The following is a 15485-nucleotide window of genomic DNA, read 5'->3' as shown; positions in this document are numbered from 1 at the left end:
TTAATCGAATAGCAAATTGCAGACAAAAATGCCGACATTATGTCGGCATTTTTATATCTGTATTTTCATCCCTCAACAGCCGCTAACCATTAGCCATGCAAGAGTTTGGCTTCGACTTTTTCAAGCCTTCGGGGTTTACCGACCACCAGCAAAATATCCCCTGCACTGAAAATCCAATCCTGTCCGGGATGCTCCACCTCAGCCCCGCCACGACGTATTGCCCTTAGCTCAACCCGCAGCAAAGCCCAATCAATATCCGCCACCATCTTACCCACGGCATCCGCACCGCGGGGCAGCGATACCGCATGCAGCGACTCTAAGGTGAAGTCAGTTTCAGCTCCCGAAAAAAAGCCATGTAAAAATTGATAATGATTACGCCGCTCAGATTCCAAGCGCTTTAATATCCGCGCTAGTGGCACCCCGCACTGATGCAACACTTGGGACACTAACATTAAGCTCCCCTCTAAGGATTCGGGGATCACTTGGTTGGCGCCCGCCTTTTGCAGTTGTTCTAAATCGCTATCATCACGGGTTCTAACTAATATTTTTGCATCGGGAGCAAGCAGCTTACACAGGGGTAATGCCTCTTCTAAACTACGGGATTCGCAAAAGGTAATCACGATCATCTTTGCCCTCTTGATCCCCACCTGCTTGAGGATCGCTCTTTTACACACATCCCCAAAGTAAATGGGCTCCCCCCCTCGGCGAGCCTCGGAAACCCTTGTAGGGTCAAGATCTAATACAAGATAGGGTACGGCTTCCGTTTTTAAAAATCGGGCTATGGTCTGCCCCACCCGTCCATAGCCAAAAATAACAACCAAATCATGATCATCTGTCACGATAGGCACTAGATCATCCCTATGCTGTGATTGGCGTATCCCCAACATCCATTTTGCAATATCGACACTATGGCGCACCAACCAAGGGGCAATGCTCATCGACAGCACGGCGACCATGACGAGCATAGTACTGATTTCCGTGTCTAAAAGCCGATAATTAACGGCAAGGGCTAATACGACAAAACTAAATTCACCGACCTGAGCCAAACTCATTGCCGTGCTCAACGCAATGCGAAATGGCTCGCCGATAAGCCGTAGCAGTCCATGAATAATCAATGCTTTACCTAGCACAACCGCCAATAGGATCAGCAATATTTGCCACCAAAAACGCATCACTAACTCAAAGTTCAGCATCATGCCGATAGAAATGAAGAACAGCCCCATGAGTAGATCGCGAAACGGCCTGATATCCGCCTCGAGTTGCCGCCGATATTGACTCTCGCCTAAGAGCATCCCCGCCATAAATGCGCCAAGGGCCATAGATAACCCCAACCATTGGGTAAATGCCCCCGTCACTAAGGCCACCACCAGTGTCGATAGGACAAAGAGTTCATTGGAGCGAGAACGCGCAACTTCATCGAAGAGTCGTGGCAATGCCCACTTGCCAAACGCCATCAATAAAAAGAATGCCAAAATCCCTTTAAGCAGGGCAAAAGCTATGCCCGCTAGCATTAAGGGCTCATCATTATTCGCGAGCAAGGGCAGCAGAATGAGCAGAGGAACAACGGCTAAATCTTGAAATAACAACACACTGACAGAAAGCTCACCGTGGCGACGCCTAAGCCAGCCCTGCTCGTTAAGCAATTTAAGCACTATCGCAGTGGATGACAGGGCAATCGCAGCGCCTATGACTAAGGCTTCAATCCAATGGAGTCCACAGAGTAAGGCCACCAGCATAGTCAGCAAGGTAGTGACCACAACTTGGGCGCAGCCAAGGCCAAATACCGTTCTGCGCATCGCCCAAAGTCGAGGGACTGAAAACTCAAGTCCCAAAGTGAACATAAGCAGCACCACTCCGAGCTCGGCCACCGACTGCATTTGCTGTTGAGTAAACCAGTGGAAACCACTTGGACCGCTGACCACGCCCGTCAATAAATAGGCCAAAATGGCAGGCAGCCCCATACGTCTAAGCAGCGCAATAGCAACAATAGCAATCACTAACATGAGTAAAATTTGGATCAAGAAACCGTGTTCCATGGACTCGATAACCCCTGTCAAATTGCTGGCGCGTCAAAAATACCTCAACGAGCTTTAAGCTTAACCGAATGACAAACAAAGACAAATTATATTAACAATGATTGCGGCATGGAAATTGCTTTACGTAAGTCAAATGACGTACCGCAATTCTCTTTGCTGGAGTAATAATGATGGATTTTGGCCTAGCGACAAGCTTGTATCCTGACGAATACCACTATCCCACAGAGGCATATAGCTCGAGTGCGCAGCAACTGGACCTAGTGCAAGTGATCCAGCAGCTGCATGCAAGCTTAGATCCGAGGACAGTCTTTGCCTGTTATGGCAAAGTGCTGGGACAATACCTGCCGGTTCAAGGGATACGTCTGACCAATGATGAATATAGATTGAGTTGGGGAAAACGCTATGGCATTAGCCTTAAACGCCAATTACTCAATGGCGGGATGCAGCTCAATCTCCACTATCAGTTGCTCACGCCGCTCACGCCTTCACAAAAGCTCATGCTGCAAGAAATAGAATCCTTGCTGCTTCAGCCTTTGCTCAATGCCATGCAATACCAAGAAATGTCGATGCAAGCCATGTTTGACTCGCTGACGGGCTTAGGTAATCGGCATTACTATACCCAAAGCCTTAAAAATGCCATCGCCAGAGCCCATCGAAAACAAGGCTCGGTATCGCTTATTGTGTTGGATTTAGATAACTTCAAACAACTTAACGATAGGCATGGGCATAAGTGCGGTGACTATATTCTTAAGGAATTTGGCGACATTATTCGCAGCACAATACGCAACACAGATCAGGCGTTTCGCATCGGTGGCGATGAGTTTGTGATCATAGTACAGGGGAATATTCACGCGGCGGGATTACTGTGCGAGCGCATAGTCACAGCCACAAACCAACACAATAGCTTCGACCAATTTGGCGTCAGTTGCAGCTTAGGCGCTGCGGAATCGGGGGAGGCATTAGAGGCCGAACAGGTCTATGAACTGGCCGATAAAGCCTTATATCGAGCGAAAGCATCCGGTCGAAATGGTTACCAACTTAACCTAGAACAATTATCTTAGTGGCGGGCAGGGATGCTCATTTGCCGTTAACTTTTAGCCTTTAGAACATTTACCCCTTAGAGAGTGAACTTAAGACCTTGAATTAACAAGCGTCACCCACTCGCATCAAGCAAACACTATACCCACCCCATCGCCTGCAACACAAAATGCTTTTTCAATCCACAATCCCTGCGCCATCACTAACTGTTCACCGTAAAAAAGAAAGCCTATCTGCCCACGCAGCCAAGGTGGGACAGCGGATTCCTGCAGTAATTTTTTAAGCTCACGTCTCTTACTACGATAATGGGGATGGCAGCGCAGTTGCCCCGGCAATAGATATCGAACGCTCACAACTTCATCGGGCAGGGGCAAACGCAGCCGCGGCCCTGAGGAGCCGAGCCTCAATTGCAACGGTTCTCCCTGTGGCAAGGCGATACAAAGCGAGTCAGACTCCGCCTTTATCAAAGGTTTGAGACTATCACTTGGGATCACAATGTGAGTATTGATGAGCTTTTTAGGGGGCGTAAAGCGCGACACATACAGCTGATTGGCAAAACGGCGCAGCTCACAATCTCCAATGCGGATCTGTACCTTTGCATCTTCTTTAGCGCTCAGTAGCTGATGGATAATTTGGTTGAGTTGTACCAAAGAAGGTAGTGCAAATCCCTGTGATTCAATAAAGCCACGTAATAATAGCGATTGCCAGCGGGGTGTCTGCGCCGCAAACCCTTCAAGATTAAACACAGTTTGTTGGCTAAAAGTGGCCTTAGTGAGCCACTGGGGTAAATGCTCACTAACAGTGCTATCCACTATGGCTTGCTGCTCTGCGCACAGAAACGCACTGCGGCTCGCAGTAGTGGCAATACTCGGCCAACGGGCCTTCAAACGGGGAATAATCTCAAGGCGTAAAAAGTTGCGGTCGAACTTATCGTCTTGATTACTTTCATCTTCGATATGGGTTAAGCCATGATGGTGAGCAAATTCTTCAATCTGGACACGGCTCACATCCAATAATGGCCGAATTTGAGTCCCCTTCTCTAGGGGCTGAATTTGCCCCATGGCCGCGAGTCCCTTAGGGCCTTGGCCCCGCTTAAGCGCCAGCAAGAGGGTTTCGAGTTGATCGTCCTCATGGTGCGCCGTCAGCAAATAATCCTCGGCCCCGAGGTGTTGTTCAATGGCAAGGTAACGAGCGCGCCGCGCCTCGGCCTCTACACTCACCCTAGCACCGAGTTCCAACGTCACAGACTCAATAGTGACAGGCAGACCATAGAAGCTCCCTCTGGTGACACAATGCTGCGCCCAAGCGTCGGCATTTGGGCTAAGACCATGGTGGACATAAATAAGTTGGTAGCTAAACTCGCTATGCTGTTTAGCATATTCAGCAAGGCCAAAGGCAAGCACCTCAGAATCGACTCCGCCACTGTAAGCCAACACTAACTTACAACCCGCTTTGATCTTAAGCGAATCTAAAAAGCCACTGATATGGGCACAGAGTTCGGGGACTGACATCGATTATCCTTTGATAATACGTTATAAATCTGGGCCTTAAGCCAAAGGCCCATTAATCACTTTAAAACACAATCCGCACTTTGTTGGGGCCGAGTAAGGTTTCGAGGGCAAAGACCAATTCATCGCTAGGATTGACCCGCCAACTGTCGGCTAATCTAAACTGTCCCCTAGCCTGAGTTTGACTGTAATTAATGAGCACTGGCACAGCACCGTTTCGCCATGGGCCCATTGCCTGCTCAATACTGTCTAACATAGCTGGGGTTAACTGCGCCGCGTCGAGGTCAACCTCGAGGGCCTTGGCGAAATGGCTACGCGCCTCACCAATATCGATAATATTGCGCGCCGTCATACGGTTACCGCCCGCAAAATCATCGAAGCTCACCTCACCTTCGCAGATCAGGATCCGGTCTTTTTCGAGCAAATGATTAAACTTCTCGAAGGCTTCGGTAAAGAGCATCACTTCTAAACGCGCACTCTTATCGTCTAACGTCAGTAAGCCCATTTTAGAGCCGCGCTTAGTCAGCATCACGCGGGTCGCCACCACTAGGCCCGCCGCTTTGACGGTTTTACCCCGCTCAGTGGGATGCACATCCTTCAAACGGCCGGAGGTGTAGTGCTTAAGCTCTTTTAAATATTGATTGATCGGATGACCGGTCAAATACAAACCTAAGGTTTCACGCTCGCCTTCGAGCCAAATTTTATCTGGCCATGGTGTGCATTCAACAAATTGTTGCTTGCTGTCTTCTGGCTCACTGTTGAGCAAGCCAAACATATCGTGCTGCCCGATAGCCTGTGCCTTGGCGTGTTGATCGGCGGCGCGCATCGCCTCGGGCAAAGTGGCCATCATAGCGGCGCGGTGTGGTCCGAGCGTATCTAAGGCGCCGGCGCAGATCAGTTTTTCAATCACGCGCTTATTGAGCTTTTTCAAATCGATACGAGCACAAAAATCGAATAGGTCTACGAAAGGACCATCCTTACGCGCCTCTAAAATCGATTCAACCGGCCCCTCTCCCACCCCTTTAATGGCGCCGATACCATAAACAATGCGTAACTCATCATCGACGGTAAATTTAAACAGGCCCTTATTCACATCGGGTGGGATCAGGGGGAGCCCCATACGATCGCACTCATCGACGAGGGTGACGATTTTGTCTGTGTTATCCATATCCGCAGACATTACCGCCGCCATAAACTGGGAAGGATAATGGGTTTTTAGCCACAGGGTTTGGTAGGAGACCAAGGCATAGGCGGCGGAGTGGGATTTGTTGAAACCGTAACCGGCGAACTTTTCCACTAAGTCGAAGATTTTCATCGACAGATCGCCGTCGACCCCGTTTTTAATCGCGCCCTCTTTAAAGATACTGCGCTGCTTAGCCATCTCCTCGGGTTTTTTCTTACCCATTGCTCGGCGCAGCATGTCGGCGCCGCCTAAGGTATAACCCGACAACACCTGCGCTATCTGCATTACCTGCTCTTGATACAAGATAATGCCATAGGTTGGCGATAACAGTTCTTTTAAGGACTCATGCTGATACTGGGAATCGGGGTATGACACTTCCTCACGGCCGTGCTTACGTTCGATAAAGTTGTCCACCATGCCCGACTGCAAAGGGCCGGGACGGAACAGGGCCACCAGTGCGATCATATCTTCGAAACAGTCGGGTTGCAGACGCTTGATCAAATCCTTCATACCCCGGGATTCAAGCTGGAATACCGCAGTAGTTTCATAGCGTTGCAGCAATCTAAACGAGGCCGGATCGTCAAGCGGAATGGCTTCAATGCGTACTGGCGGCCGGCCATTTTTGACCTCCACCTTGTTGATCATCTCCAGCGCCCAATCGACAATAGTGAGAGTACGTAACCCCAAGAAGTCGAATTTCACTAAACCCGCAGTTTCAACGTCATTCTTATCGAACTGAGTGACGGGGTTTTTACCCTCTGCATCGCAGTACAAGGGCGAAAAATCGGTGATTTTAGTCGGCGCGATCACCACGCCCCCCGCGTGTTTACCCGCGTTACGGGTCACGCCCTCGAGTTTACGGCACATGTCGATAAGATCTTTTACGTCTTCATCGGCGTCGTAGGATTCCTGCAGCGCAGGCTCGACCTCGAAGGCTTTAGCGAGCGTCATCCCGGGCTCTGGCGGAATGAGTTTTGAAATGCGGTCAACAAAGCCATAGGGATGACCTAGCACGCGGCCAACGTCGCGGATAACCGCTTTTGCCGCCATAGTACCGAAGGTGATAATTTGCGACACCGCATCACGGCCGTATAGCTCGGCCACATGATCAATCACCTCATCACGTCTATCCATGCAGAAGTCGACGTCAAAGTCGGGCATAGAAACCCGCTCAGGGTTGAGGAATCGCTCGAATAGCAGGTCGAATTCCAATGGGTCTAAGTCGGTAATTTTAAGGGCATAGGCCACAAGTGAGCCCGCACCCGAACCACGACCCGGTCCTACGGGGATGCCATTGTCCTTACCCCACTGGATAAACTCCATCACAATCAAGAAGTAACCCGGGAAGCCCATCTGGTTGATCACTTGCAACTCGATATCGAGGCGCTCATCGTATTCGCCACGTTTCTCGGCGCGCACCAGGGGATCTGGGAATAAAAACTCGAGCCGTTCCTCTAGGCCCTTCTTCGAGCAATCCACGAGGAAGTCTTCGATAGACATATCCCCCGTGGGGAAGTTAGGCAGGAAATACTCGTACAAACGTATAGTCACATTACAACGCTTGGCAATTTCCACCGTATTGGACAGCGCGGCAGGAATGTCGGCGAATAGCTCGCACATTTCATCTTCACTGCGTAAATATTGCTGCTCACTGTACTTTTTAGGGCGGCGGGGATCGGCAAGGGTAAAACCATCGTGGATCGCGACGCGAATTTCATGGGCGTCGAAGTCTTCAGGTTTGAGGAACACCACCTGATTGGTCGCGACCACTGGAAGGCTCTTCTCCTGCGCTAGGGCCACCGCCATATGCAGGTAACGCTCCTCATCGGCACGACCCGTACGAATAAGCTCGAGGAAATAACGATCGTTAAAATGGGTTTGATAAAACTCGCATAGGGATTCGACCTGAGTGCCATTGCCCTTAAGCAGCGCCTTACCGAGATCGCCCTCTTTGGCGCCCGATAACAATAAAATCCCTTCGTTATAGGTGACAAGCCACTCTTGATCTATCACCACTCGCCCCGCCACTTGGCCACGCAAATAGGCCTGACTGATAATTTGGGTCAGATTCTGATAACCGACATTGTTCATCGCAATTATGGTTAAGGCGCATAATTCACCTTCAAACCCAGGCACTTGCATCCAAAAATCGGCCCCGATAATAGGTTTAATCCCCGCGCCATGGCAACCACTGTAAAATTTAACTAAACCACAGAAGTTGTTTTGATCGGTTAATGCCACCGCAGCCATGCCTAATGCCTCAACTTGGGCAAGAATAGGCTTAACTTTGGCTACGCCATCGGACATAGAAAAGTCACTGTGGACACGAAGATGCACAAAACGAGGATCGGACATAATTAGGATTATCTTTGGATAGCAGGTTAACAATAACTAAAAAGCAGACTAGCAAAGTCATGCACCTAGGGCTAGTGACTTTGCTGGATAACTGGGACTATGGCGTAAAAATACGCGTTAGCCCTCCAGTAATGCCTTGACGGGTTTAAAACTTTTCCGATATTGGTCAAAAACGCCATGCTGGGCAATGGCCTCAAAATGCGCCTTAGTGGGGTAGCCCTTATGCTTGGCAAAACCGTATTGGGGATAAGCGGCATCGAGCGCGTCCATCTCACGATCACGGGTCACTTTGGCAATAATCGACGCCGCACTGATGCTGGCAATTAAACCATCCCCTTTAATGATGCTATGGCTGGCAATTGACAGGCCATTGTGGCTAAACGCTGGGCTACGATTACCATCTACTAACACCAGCTTAGGCGCGATGTTAAGCCCAGCTACGGCGCGCTGCATGGCGAGCATAGTGGCGTGTAGAATATTAAGCTCATCGATTTCTGCCGGGGTTGCGCGGCCAACGTGGTAACACAGGGCCTTTTCACAAATCTCATCGAACAGCGCTTCGCGGCGCTTCTCACTGAGCTTTTTCGAATCATTGAGTCCACTGATGGGCTTACTGGGATCTAACACCACTGCCGCAGTCACGACATCGCCGACCAAGGGGCCACGGCCCACTTCATCGACACCGGCAATGAGTTCCTGCGAAAAGGCCCTAATATCGGAGTCGGTTAACAGTTTAAAGACAGCCACTAATTGGTCTCCTTCGAGTCGACGAGCGCAAGCACGGCTTCGGCAGCCTTTTGGCTGGCATCACAACGAAGCATCCTATGGAGCCGCTCAAACTCCGCTTTAAGCGGTGCAAAATCGCGGTTAAGTTCAACCGTCACCGCCGCGGCAATCTTCTCTGGGGTGCAATCGTCTTGAATAAGCTCAGGCACCAACTCCTTACCCGCTAAGAGATTTGGCAACGAAAAACGCTCTACCTGCATCATGCCCTTGGCGATACGGTAGGTTAATGGACTCACGCGGTACGCCACGACCATTGGACGCTTGACCAACATGGCCTCTAGGGTCGCGGTGCCAGATGCGAGCAAAATGCCATCGGCGGCGGCCATCACTTCCCGAGATTGGCCTTCGACCATGTGAATTTCCAGATCCGGCGCAAAATCCTTCAAGGCTTGCTCAAATTGCTCACGGCGTTTTTGATTCACCAACGGCGTCACAAAACGAATATCGGGGAAGTTCTGTTTAATCAATAATGCCGCTTTGACAAAGGGCTCGGCTAATTGTTTTAACTCTCCGCCACGGGAGCCCGGCAAAATAGCCAAATATTCGGCATCGGGATCTAACGCCAGCAACTGACGAGCATTGAGTTTATTGCTCTCAAAGGGAATATCGTCCGCTAAGGTATGGCCGACAAAGGTACAAGGCACTTGATGCCGATCGTAGAAGGCCTTCTCAAAGGGCAGCAATGACAACACCATATGGGTCGCCTTGGCGATTTTAAAAATACGCTTAGGGCGCCACGCCCACACGGATGGGCTCACATAATGGACAGTTTTAATACCGCGCGCTTTAAGTTTAAGCTCGAGGCCGATATTAAAATCCGGTGCATCTATACCGATAAAGCAATCGGGCTTAAGTGCGGTGATCTCTTTAATCAAGGATGACCGCACTTTTAATAAGCGAGGTAGACGGGATAGCACTTCAACAATGCCCATCACGGCGAGTTCTTCCATCGCAAACAGGGATTTGAAGCCTAGGGCTTCCATGCGAGGTCCACCGATACCGACAAAGCGCGCATCGGGATGGGTCTTTTGCAGCGCAGCCATTAAACCTGCACCTAAAATATCGCCCGAGAGTTCTCCGGCAACCATGGCAAACACTAATGGAGTTTTATTGCTCATAAACCAATCACATCTTATGAATTAATGACAGTGGATGAGGTAAAAAACATCATTCCAAGCCCATAAAACAAAAGGGCATAAAAATGCCCTTTTGTTTTTTATGCATTCATCGAGTTAGCGAATAATGCCACGGCTCGACGATTTAACAAATTCAAGCAGCAATTTCACTTGTTCATCGTTCTGTGCATCTTCAGCTAAGGCTTCAATCGCTTCTTCTACCGTTAAGCTGCTGCGGTATAAGGTTTTATAGGCACGGCGAACCGCCAATTGGCTTTCCTTAGAAAAACCGCGGCGCTTCATCCCTTCGCTATTTAAACCGCGCGGAATGGCCGGTTGACCCGATGCCATCACAAAAGGCGGCACATCTTGCAAGATCAAAGAGTATCCAGCGGTAAAAGCATGGGCGCCGATATGCACAAACTGATGTACACCCGTCATGCCACCTAAAATGGCCCAATCACCCACATGCACATGGCCGGCGATTGACGCATTGTTCGCCAGAATCACATTACTGCCGACCACACAGTCATGTGCGATATGCACATAGTTCATAAACAGGTTATTCGAGCCGATTCGGGTCTCACTGTTATCTTGAACCGTACCGCGGTGAATAGTCACATGCTCACGGATAACGTTGTTATCGCCAATAATAAGGCGTGTCGGTTCGCCAGCGTATTTTTTGTCTTGGCATTCTTCACCCACGGAGGCGAATTGGAAAATACGGTTGCCTTTACCGATAACCGTTGGGCCCTTCACCACTACGTGGGAGCTTAACCAACAATCGTCACCAATTTCGACACCCGCGCCCACGTAACTCCATGGGCCGATAGTGACGTTTTTACCAATTTTTGCATCGGGATGCACAAACGCTAATGTATCTATCACTGACTAATCTCTCTGCGGGCACACATGATTTCAGCGGAACAAACCACTTCACCATCCACTTTGGCCTCACCGTAGAAGACGCCAATCCCGCGGCGCTCTTTAATCATTTTGACATCAAAATGGATTTGATCACCAGGCACAACCACACGTCTAAAACGCGCATTGTCGATACCGGCGAAATAATACAGCACGCCCGGAGGCGGCACGTCGTCGCTCATGGTCTTAAAAGCAAGTAGACCTGTCGCCTGTGCCATCGCTTCTAAAATCAGCACGCCAGGCATCACTGGCTGGATCGGGAAATGCCCCTGAAAGAAGGGCTCATTAATCGTCACGTTTTTAATCGCATGCAGACTCTCACCTGGGGTGAAATCTAAAACGCGATCGATTAATAGGAATGGATATCTATGGGGCAGATACTTAAGGATCTCCGTAATATCCATAGTGTTCATTTGATTAGACACGAACCTTGTTCCTCAAATTGCCTTGGGGCAATTAATCTGGTGTTTTTAAATTTTTTTCAAGCGTCTTCACGCGCTGAAACAGCTCGTCTAATTGACGGAAACGCACTGTGTTTTTACGCCAAAGTTTATTGTCCATTGCCACAGTGGCAGAAGAGTATAAACCGGGCTCACGCACTGTACTGGTAATATTGGTACTACCGGAAATATGCACACCATCGGTAATGGACAAATGGCCCGCAATAGCACTATTGCCACCAATAATACAATATTTACCGATAGTGACACTGCCCGCAATGGTGGTACTGCCCGCAATGGCGGTATTCTCACCGATAATATCATTATGGGCAATTTGCACTTGGTTATCGATAATCACGCCACTGTGGATCTCGGTATGGCCTAATGCTCCGCGATCTACCGTTGAATTCGCGCCAATCTCAACCCGATCGCCAATACGCACACCGCCCGTTTGCGGGATTTTAATCCACTGGCCACGCTCATTCGCATAACCAAAGCCATCGGAACCCAATACGGCGCCCGAATGGATAATACAATCTTGACCGAGTTGCACATCATGGTACACAGTCACATTCGCCCACAGACGAGTGTTTGAACCTATGATGGCATCTTGTCCAATCACAGTGCCTGCGCCAATCTGCACATTTTCACCGAGGATAACATTCGCCCCAATAACAGCGTTGGCACCGATAGACACGCCTTCCCCTAGCTGGGCAGAAGGGTCAATTTGTGCCGAAGGATGAATACCCGAGGCCGCCTTAGGCGTAGTGTCTAAATACTGGGCAACACGGGCAAAGCCCACGTACGGATCTTTTACGATTAATGCAGTACCTTGATAGTCCTGCGCATCTTTAGCCGACAATAACACCGCACTCGCTTGAGTTGCCTCAAGCTGAGCACGGTATTTGCTGTTGGCTAAAAAAGAGATTTGACCCGCTTTGGCATGTTCTAGGGTCGCTACGCTGGTTATCACTAACGTATCATCACCTTGGATCACGCCGTCCAATAACAGGCTTAACTCTTTTAAAGTCACACTTTTCATCTATTACTTGCCTTTGCTTAAGGCTTCAACCACTTTGCCACTGATGTCAGCGTTTGGCTTAACATAAATGACGGCACCACGTTGTAAGACTAAATCGTATTTTTCTTTTTCAGCGATAGTGTTAATGGCTTTTTGCACTTTAACTAACAGTTTGTTTTGCTCTTCACCTTGACGACGACGTAGGTCTTCATCCAGTGCTTTGCCCTTTAACTGATATTCAGATTTTAGCGACTCCATTTTACGAACCAGTTCCGTTTTTTGCGCGTCATTCATTAACGCGCCATCACGTTGCTGCTTCTCCATCAGAGAACGCATTTCTTCTTGCATTTTCTGAACATCTGCCATGCGATCACCAAACTCCGCTTTCAGAGATTGAGAGATCTGTTCACGTTGTGGTAACTGTTCAAACACAGCACCCATATCCACTACGGCAATATTCTCAGCTTGTGCTGCTAACGGCGCACCTAATAAAACTAACGTCATCAGGGCACGATTTACCATCTTGTTCAAAATAGACTCCTTTACCTTTGTTATATTCAGCAAAACCTGCCGAGTGTATGCCTTTTAAAAAGTTTTGCCAATATTGAACGAGAAGATCTCTGTTTCATCGCCTTCGTATTCTTTTATTGGCCACGCCAAACTAAATACCATAGGTCCCATTGGCGATAGCCACTGCAGACTTAAGCCCCAGGAAGCCCTGATACGGGATGGATCGCTATAATCCTGTAACTTATCAAATTCATCCGCTGGCAGAGTTTGGTACGCGTTGTAATCAAACTCAGTGTCCCAGACGTTACCCGCATCGACAAAGAAGCTAGTCCGAACCGAATTCGTATAGGCTTCATCTAAGAATGGAGTCGGAACAATCAACTCCATACTGGCCGTTGCAATGGCGTTACCACCAATAGAGCGGCCTGAACTGACCTGAATACTATTTGGATCCCCAGGTAAGCTACAGCCATCGCCCGATGGATCCGGCGCGCAGGGTTCACTGCCACGATAGAGGTAGAATGAACGCGGCCCCACAGAGTTAGACTTAAAGCCACGTAAGGAGCTACTACCACCGGAATAATAGTTTTCCCAGAAAGGTAGGATCTGATCGTTATCGTTAAATTGACCATAACCGTTACCATAACCTAGGCGACCGCGGGCCAGAAGCACAAAGCTATGGCTGCGATTGATTGGCTGATAGAAGTTAGTGTCAAAGTCGGTCTTAAAGTACTGTAAATCCGAGCCAGGTACAGTCATCTTACCGCTTAAACGTTGTGATGAACCGTCCGTTGGGAAGGTGCCTCGGTTCAAGGTACTACGGTACCAACCTAGGTTTAACTCGAAGTTATCGAAACTCAAGTCTGCATTTGGATCATCATCACGGTAGATGTTGTAGAAACGCAGCGCCTGTTCATAGGCAGAGATTTCAGAAATCGTGTTATGGCGATAACCAATACCACCGTTGATACGGTTGTATTCGTTGATCGGGAAACCTGAGTTGAGCGCCACACCGTAAGAACTGTTTTTATAGCGTTCTAAGTTCGCTTCATTGGCATCAAACTCGTTCCAATAAATGCTCCCCCCTAAACTCACCCCATCTTTGGTCCAGTAGGGATCGGTATAAGATAAGTTCACGTTTTTAGAGTATTTGTTGGTACTTAAGTTGATACCGGCCTGATTTCCCGACCCGAGGAAGTTATTTTGTTGCACACCAAACTGCAGACTTAAGCCTGATTCAGTACCATAACCCACGCCGGCGTTGAATGAGCCCGATGGCTGCTCTTTCACTTTAACGGCCACATCGACTAAATCGTCTGTGCCCGGCACTTGAATAGTCTCAGTATCGACGGTTTCGAAGAAACCAAGGCGGTTAAGGCGAGCTTTCGATTGCTCAATTTGCGCCGAGTTTAACCAAGCCCCTTCCATTTGACGCAGCTCACGGCGCATCACTTCATCTTTGGTAACAGTGTTACCGCTGAAGTTAACCGAACGCACATAAACCCGTTTACCCGGTTTAACGTTGATATTTAAGGTCACTTCCTTAGTCTTATCATCGATTTCAGGGTAGGTTTTAACTTCAGGGTAAGCGTAACCGAAACGGCCTAAATACTTGCTGTACATTTCTTCGGTGAAGGTCACATCACCGCCGTTGTACATATCACCCGCTTTGATCGGCAGAATTGATTGCATCAACTCTTCACGGCCCATCAAGTCGCCCGTTAGGTTGATCTCTTTCACTTTATATTTCTCACCTTCATTGACGTTGATGGTGATATATAAACCTTTACGGTCAGGGGTCATAGCCACTTGAGTCGAGGTGACTGCAAAGCGGATATACCCTTTATTGTGATAATAGGTTTTGATGGTCTCGAGATCGGCCTGTAGCTTTTGCTTCTGATAGCGGCGTTCGCCAAACAGATCCCACCAAGCCACATAATCTTTGAGTTCTAGCATGCCGATAAGCTCGGCATCGGTGAACTCTTTGTTTCCGACCACGTTAATTTGGCGGATTTCAGCCGCTAAACCTTCGGTAAATTTGAATTTTAATTCGACGCGGTTACGGGGCAAGTTAATCACCTGCGCTTCGACTTTGGCGCCGTATTTACCCACACCGTAATAGAAGTCCTGCAGACCCTTTTCAATACCGGTAAGCATAGTACGGTCTAAGGATTCACCGACTTTAACGCCAGAGCCGTCCAGACTTTCCTGTAACTGCTCATCTTTAATGTCTTTGTTGCCTTCAAAGGTCACGGCACTGATGGTTGGGCGCTCAGTGACTTTCACCACCAATACACCACCGTCACGACTCACTGAGACATTCTCAAAGTTAGTCGATGCATACAGGCTTTTAATGGCTTGTTGAATTCTTAACTGGTCAACAGTGTCACCTACTTTTACTGGTAAGCTTAACAAGGCAGCACCCAGTGCCACTCGCTGCAAACCTTCAACTTGGATGTCGGTCACTTCAAACGGTTGGAAAGTATCCGCCAACACAGTCCCTGAAAACGACGCACCGACGAATAACATCGAGGCAAAAAGTTTATTCAATCTCATAGAGCACTTCTAA

The 15485-nt window shown here is 48.8% G+C and carries 11 protein-coding genes; 1 reads left to right on the top strand and 10 read right to left on the bottom strand.

Features of this window, described 5'->3' with window-relative positions; translation table 11 throughout:
• Nucleotides 1-89: 89 nt before the first annotated feature.
• A complete protein-coding gene (locus JFT56_RS06540) occupies nt 90-2036 on the bottom strand; it encodes a monovalent cation:proton antiporter family protein (protein WP_198782876.1) in 1947 nt (648 codons plus the stop codon).
• Between the two features lie 170 nt (nt 2037-2206).
• Here JFT56_RS06540 and JFT56_RS06535 point away from each other — a divergent pair, with 170 nt between their 5' ends.
• Nucleotides 2207-3097 (top strand): GGDEF domain-containing protein, encoded by an 891-nt coding sequence (locus JFT56_RS06535; RefSeq protein ID WP_198783509.1) that lies wholly within the window; start codon nt 2207-2209, stop codon nt 3095-3097.
• Between the two features lie 105 nt (nt 3098-3202).
• On the opposite strand, the gene tilS is transcribed toward JFT56_RS06535, so the two are convergent.
• From tilS to bamA, 9 genes are all read right to left on the bottom strand, one after another.
• Entirely contained in the window at nt 3203-4585 is a 1383-nt protein-coding gene (tilS, locus tag JFT56_RS06530; RefSeq protein WP_198782875.1) for a tRNA lysidine(34) synthetase TilS, read from the bottom strand.
• Nucleotides 4586-4646: 61 nt separating this feature from the next.
• Nucleotides 4647-8120, bottom strand: a complete 3474-nt coding sequence (gene dnaE / locus JFT56_RS06525; RefSeq protein WP_198782874.1) for a DNA polymerase III subunit alpha — start codon at nt 8118-8120, stop codon at nt 4647-4649.
• Between the two features lie 117 nt (nt 8121-8237).
• A complete protein-coding gene (gene rnhB / locus JFT56_RS06520; protein WP_198782873.1) occupies nt 8238-8867 on the bottom strand; it encodes a ribonuclease HII in 630 nt (209 codons plus the stop codon).
• Nucleotides 8867-10024 (bottom strand): lipid-A-disaccharide synthase, encoded by a 1158-nt coding sequence (gene lpxB, locus JFT56_RS06515; protein ID WP_198782872.1) that lies wholly within the window; start codon nt 10022-10024, stop codon nt 8867-8869. The genes rnhB and lpxB overlap by 1 nt, the downstream gene beginning before the upstream one ends.
• A gap of 114 nt (nt 10025-10138) precedes the next feature.
• The gene (gene lpxA, locus JFT56_RS06510; RefSeq protein WP_198782871.1) at nt 10139-10909 is read right to left on the bottom strand and encodes an acyl-ACP--UDP-N-acetylglucosamine O-acyltransferase; all 771 of its coding nucleotides are present in this window, start codon (nt 10907-10909) and stop codon (nt 10139-10141) included.
• Complete coding sequence (gene fabZ, locus JFT56_RS06505; protein WP_198782870.1) at nt 10906-11370, bottom strand: 3-hydroxyacyl-ACP dehydratase FabZ; 465 nt, start codon at nt 11368-11370, stop codon at nt 10906-10908. Before fabZ ends, lpxA begins: the two co-directional genes overlap by 4 nt.
• A 31-nt stretch (nt 11371-11401) precedes the next feature.
• The gene (gene lpxD, locus JFT56_RS06500; protein WP_198782869.1) at nt 11402-12427 is read right to left on the bottom strand and encodes a UDP-3-O-(3-hydroxymyristoyl)glucosamine N-acyltransferase; all 1026 of its coding nucleotides are present in this window, start codon (nt 12425-12427) and stop codon (nt 11402-11404) included.
• Nucleotides 12428-12430: 3 nt separating this feature from the next.
• Nucleotides 12431-12928, bottom strand: coding sequence for an OmpH family outer membrane protein (locus JFT56_RS06495; protein WP_198783508.1), 498 nt, complete (start codon nt 12926-12928; stop codon nt 12431-12433).
• A gap of 63 nt (nt 12929-12991) precedes the next feature.
• The gene (bamA, locus tag JFT56_RS06490) at nt 12992-15472 is read right to left on the bottom strand and encodes an outer membrane protein assembly factor BamA (RefSeq protein ID WP_198782868.1); all 2481 of its coding nucleotides are present in this window, start codon (nt 15470-15472) and stop codon (nt 12992-12994) included.
• Between the last annotated feature and the right edge of the window lie 13 nt (nt 15473-15485).

It is taken from the genome of Shewanella putrefaciens (assembly GCF_016406305.1).
In the GTDB taxonomy this organism is placed as follows: domain Bacteria; phylum Pseudomonadota; class Gammaproteobacteria; order Enterobacterales; family Shewanellaceae; genus Shewanella; species Shewanella putrefaciens_C.
This window is presented reverse-complemented; position numbering and strand designations above follow the sequence as displayed.

Coding starts and splice junctions, on each gene's coding strand:
- JFT56_RS06495 (WP_198783508.1), bottom strand. CDS start 12,928: ATGGTAAATCGTGCCCTGATGACGTTAGTTTTATTAGGTGCGCCGTTA.
- lpxD (WP_198782869.1), bottom strand. CDS start 12,427: ATGAAAAGTGTGACTTTAAAAGAGTTAAGCCTGTTATTGGACGGCGTG.
- JFT56_RS06535 (WP_198783509.1), top strand. CDS start 2,207: ATGGATTTTGGCCTAGCGACAAGCTTGTATCCTGACGAATACCACTAT.
- dnaE (WP_198782874.1), bottom strand. CDS start 8,120: ATGTCCGATCCTCGTTTTGTGCATCTTCGTGTCCACAGTGACTTTTCT.
- JFT56_RS06540 (WP_198782876.1), bottom strand. CDS start 2,036: ATGGAACACGGTTTCTTGATCCAAATTTTACTCATGTTAGTGATTGCT.
- tilS (WP_198782875.1), bottom strand. CDS start 4,585: ATGTCAGTCCCCGAACTCTGTGCCCATATCAGTGGCTTTTTAGATTCG.
- lpxB (WP_198782872.1), bottom strand. CDS start 10,024: ATGAGCAATAAAACTCCATTAGTGTTTGCCATGGTTGCCGGAGAACTC.
- bamA (WP_198782868.1), bottom strand. CDS start 15,472: ATGAGATTGAATAAACTTTTTGCCTCGATGTTATTCGTCGGTGCGTCG.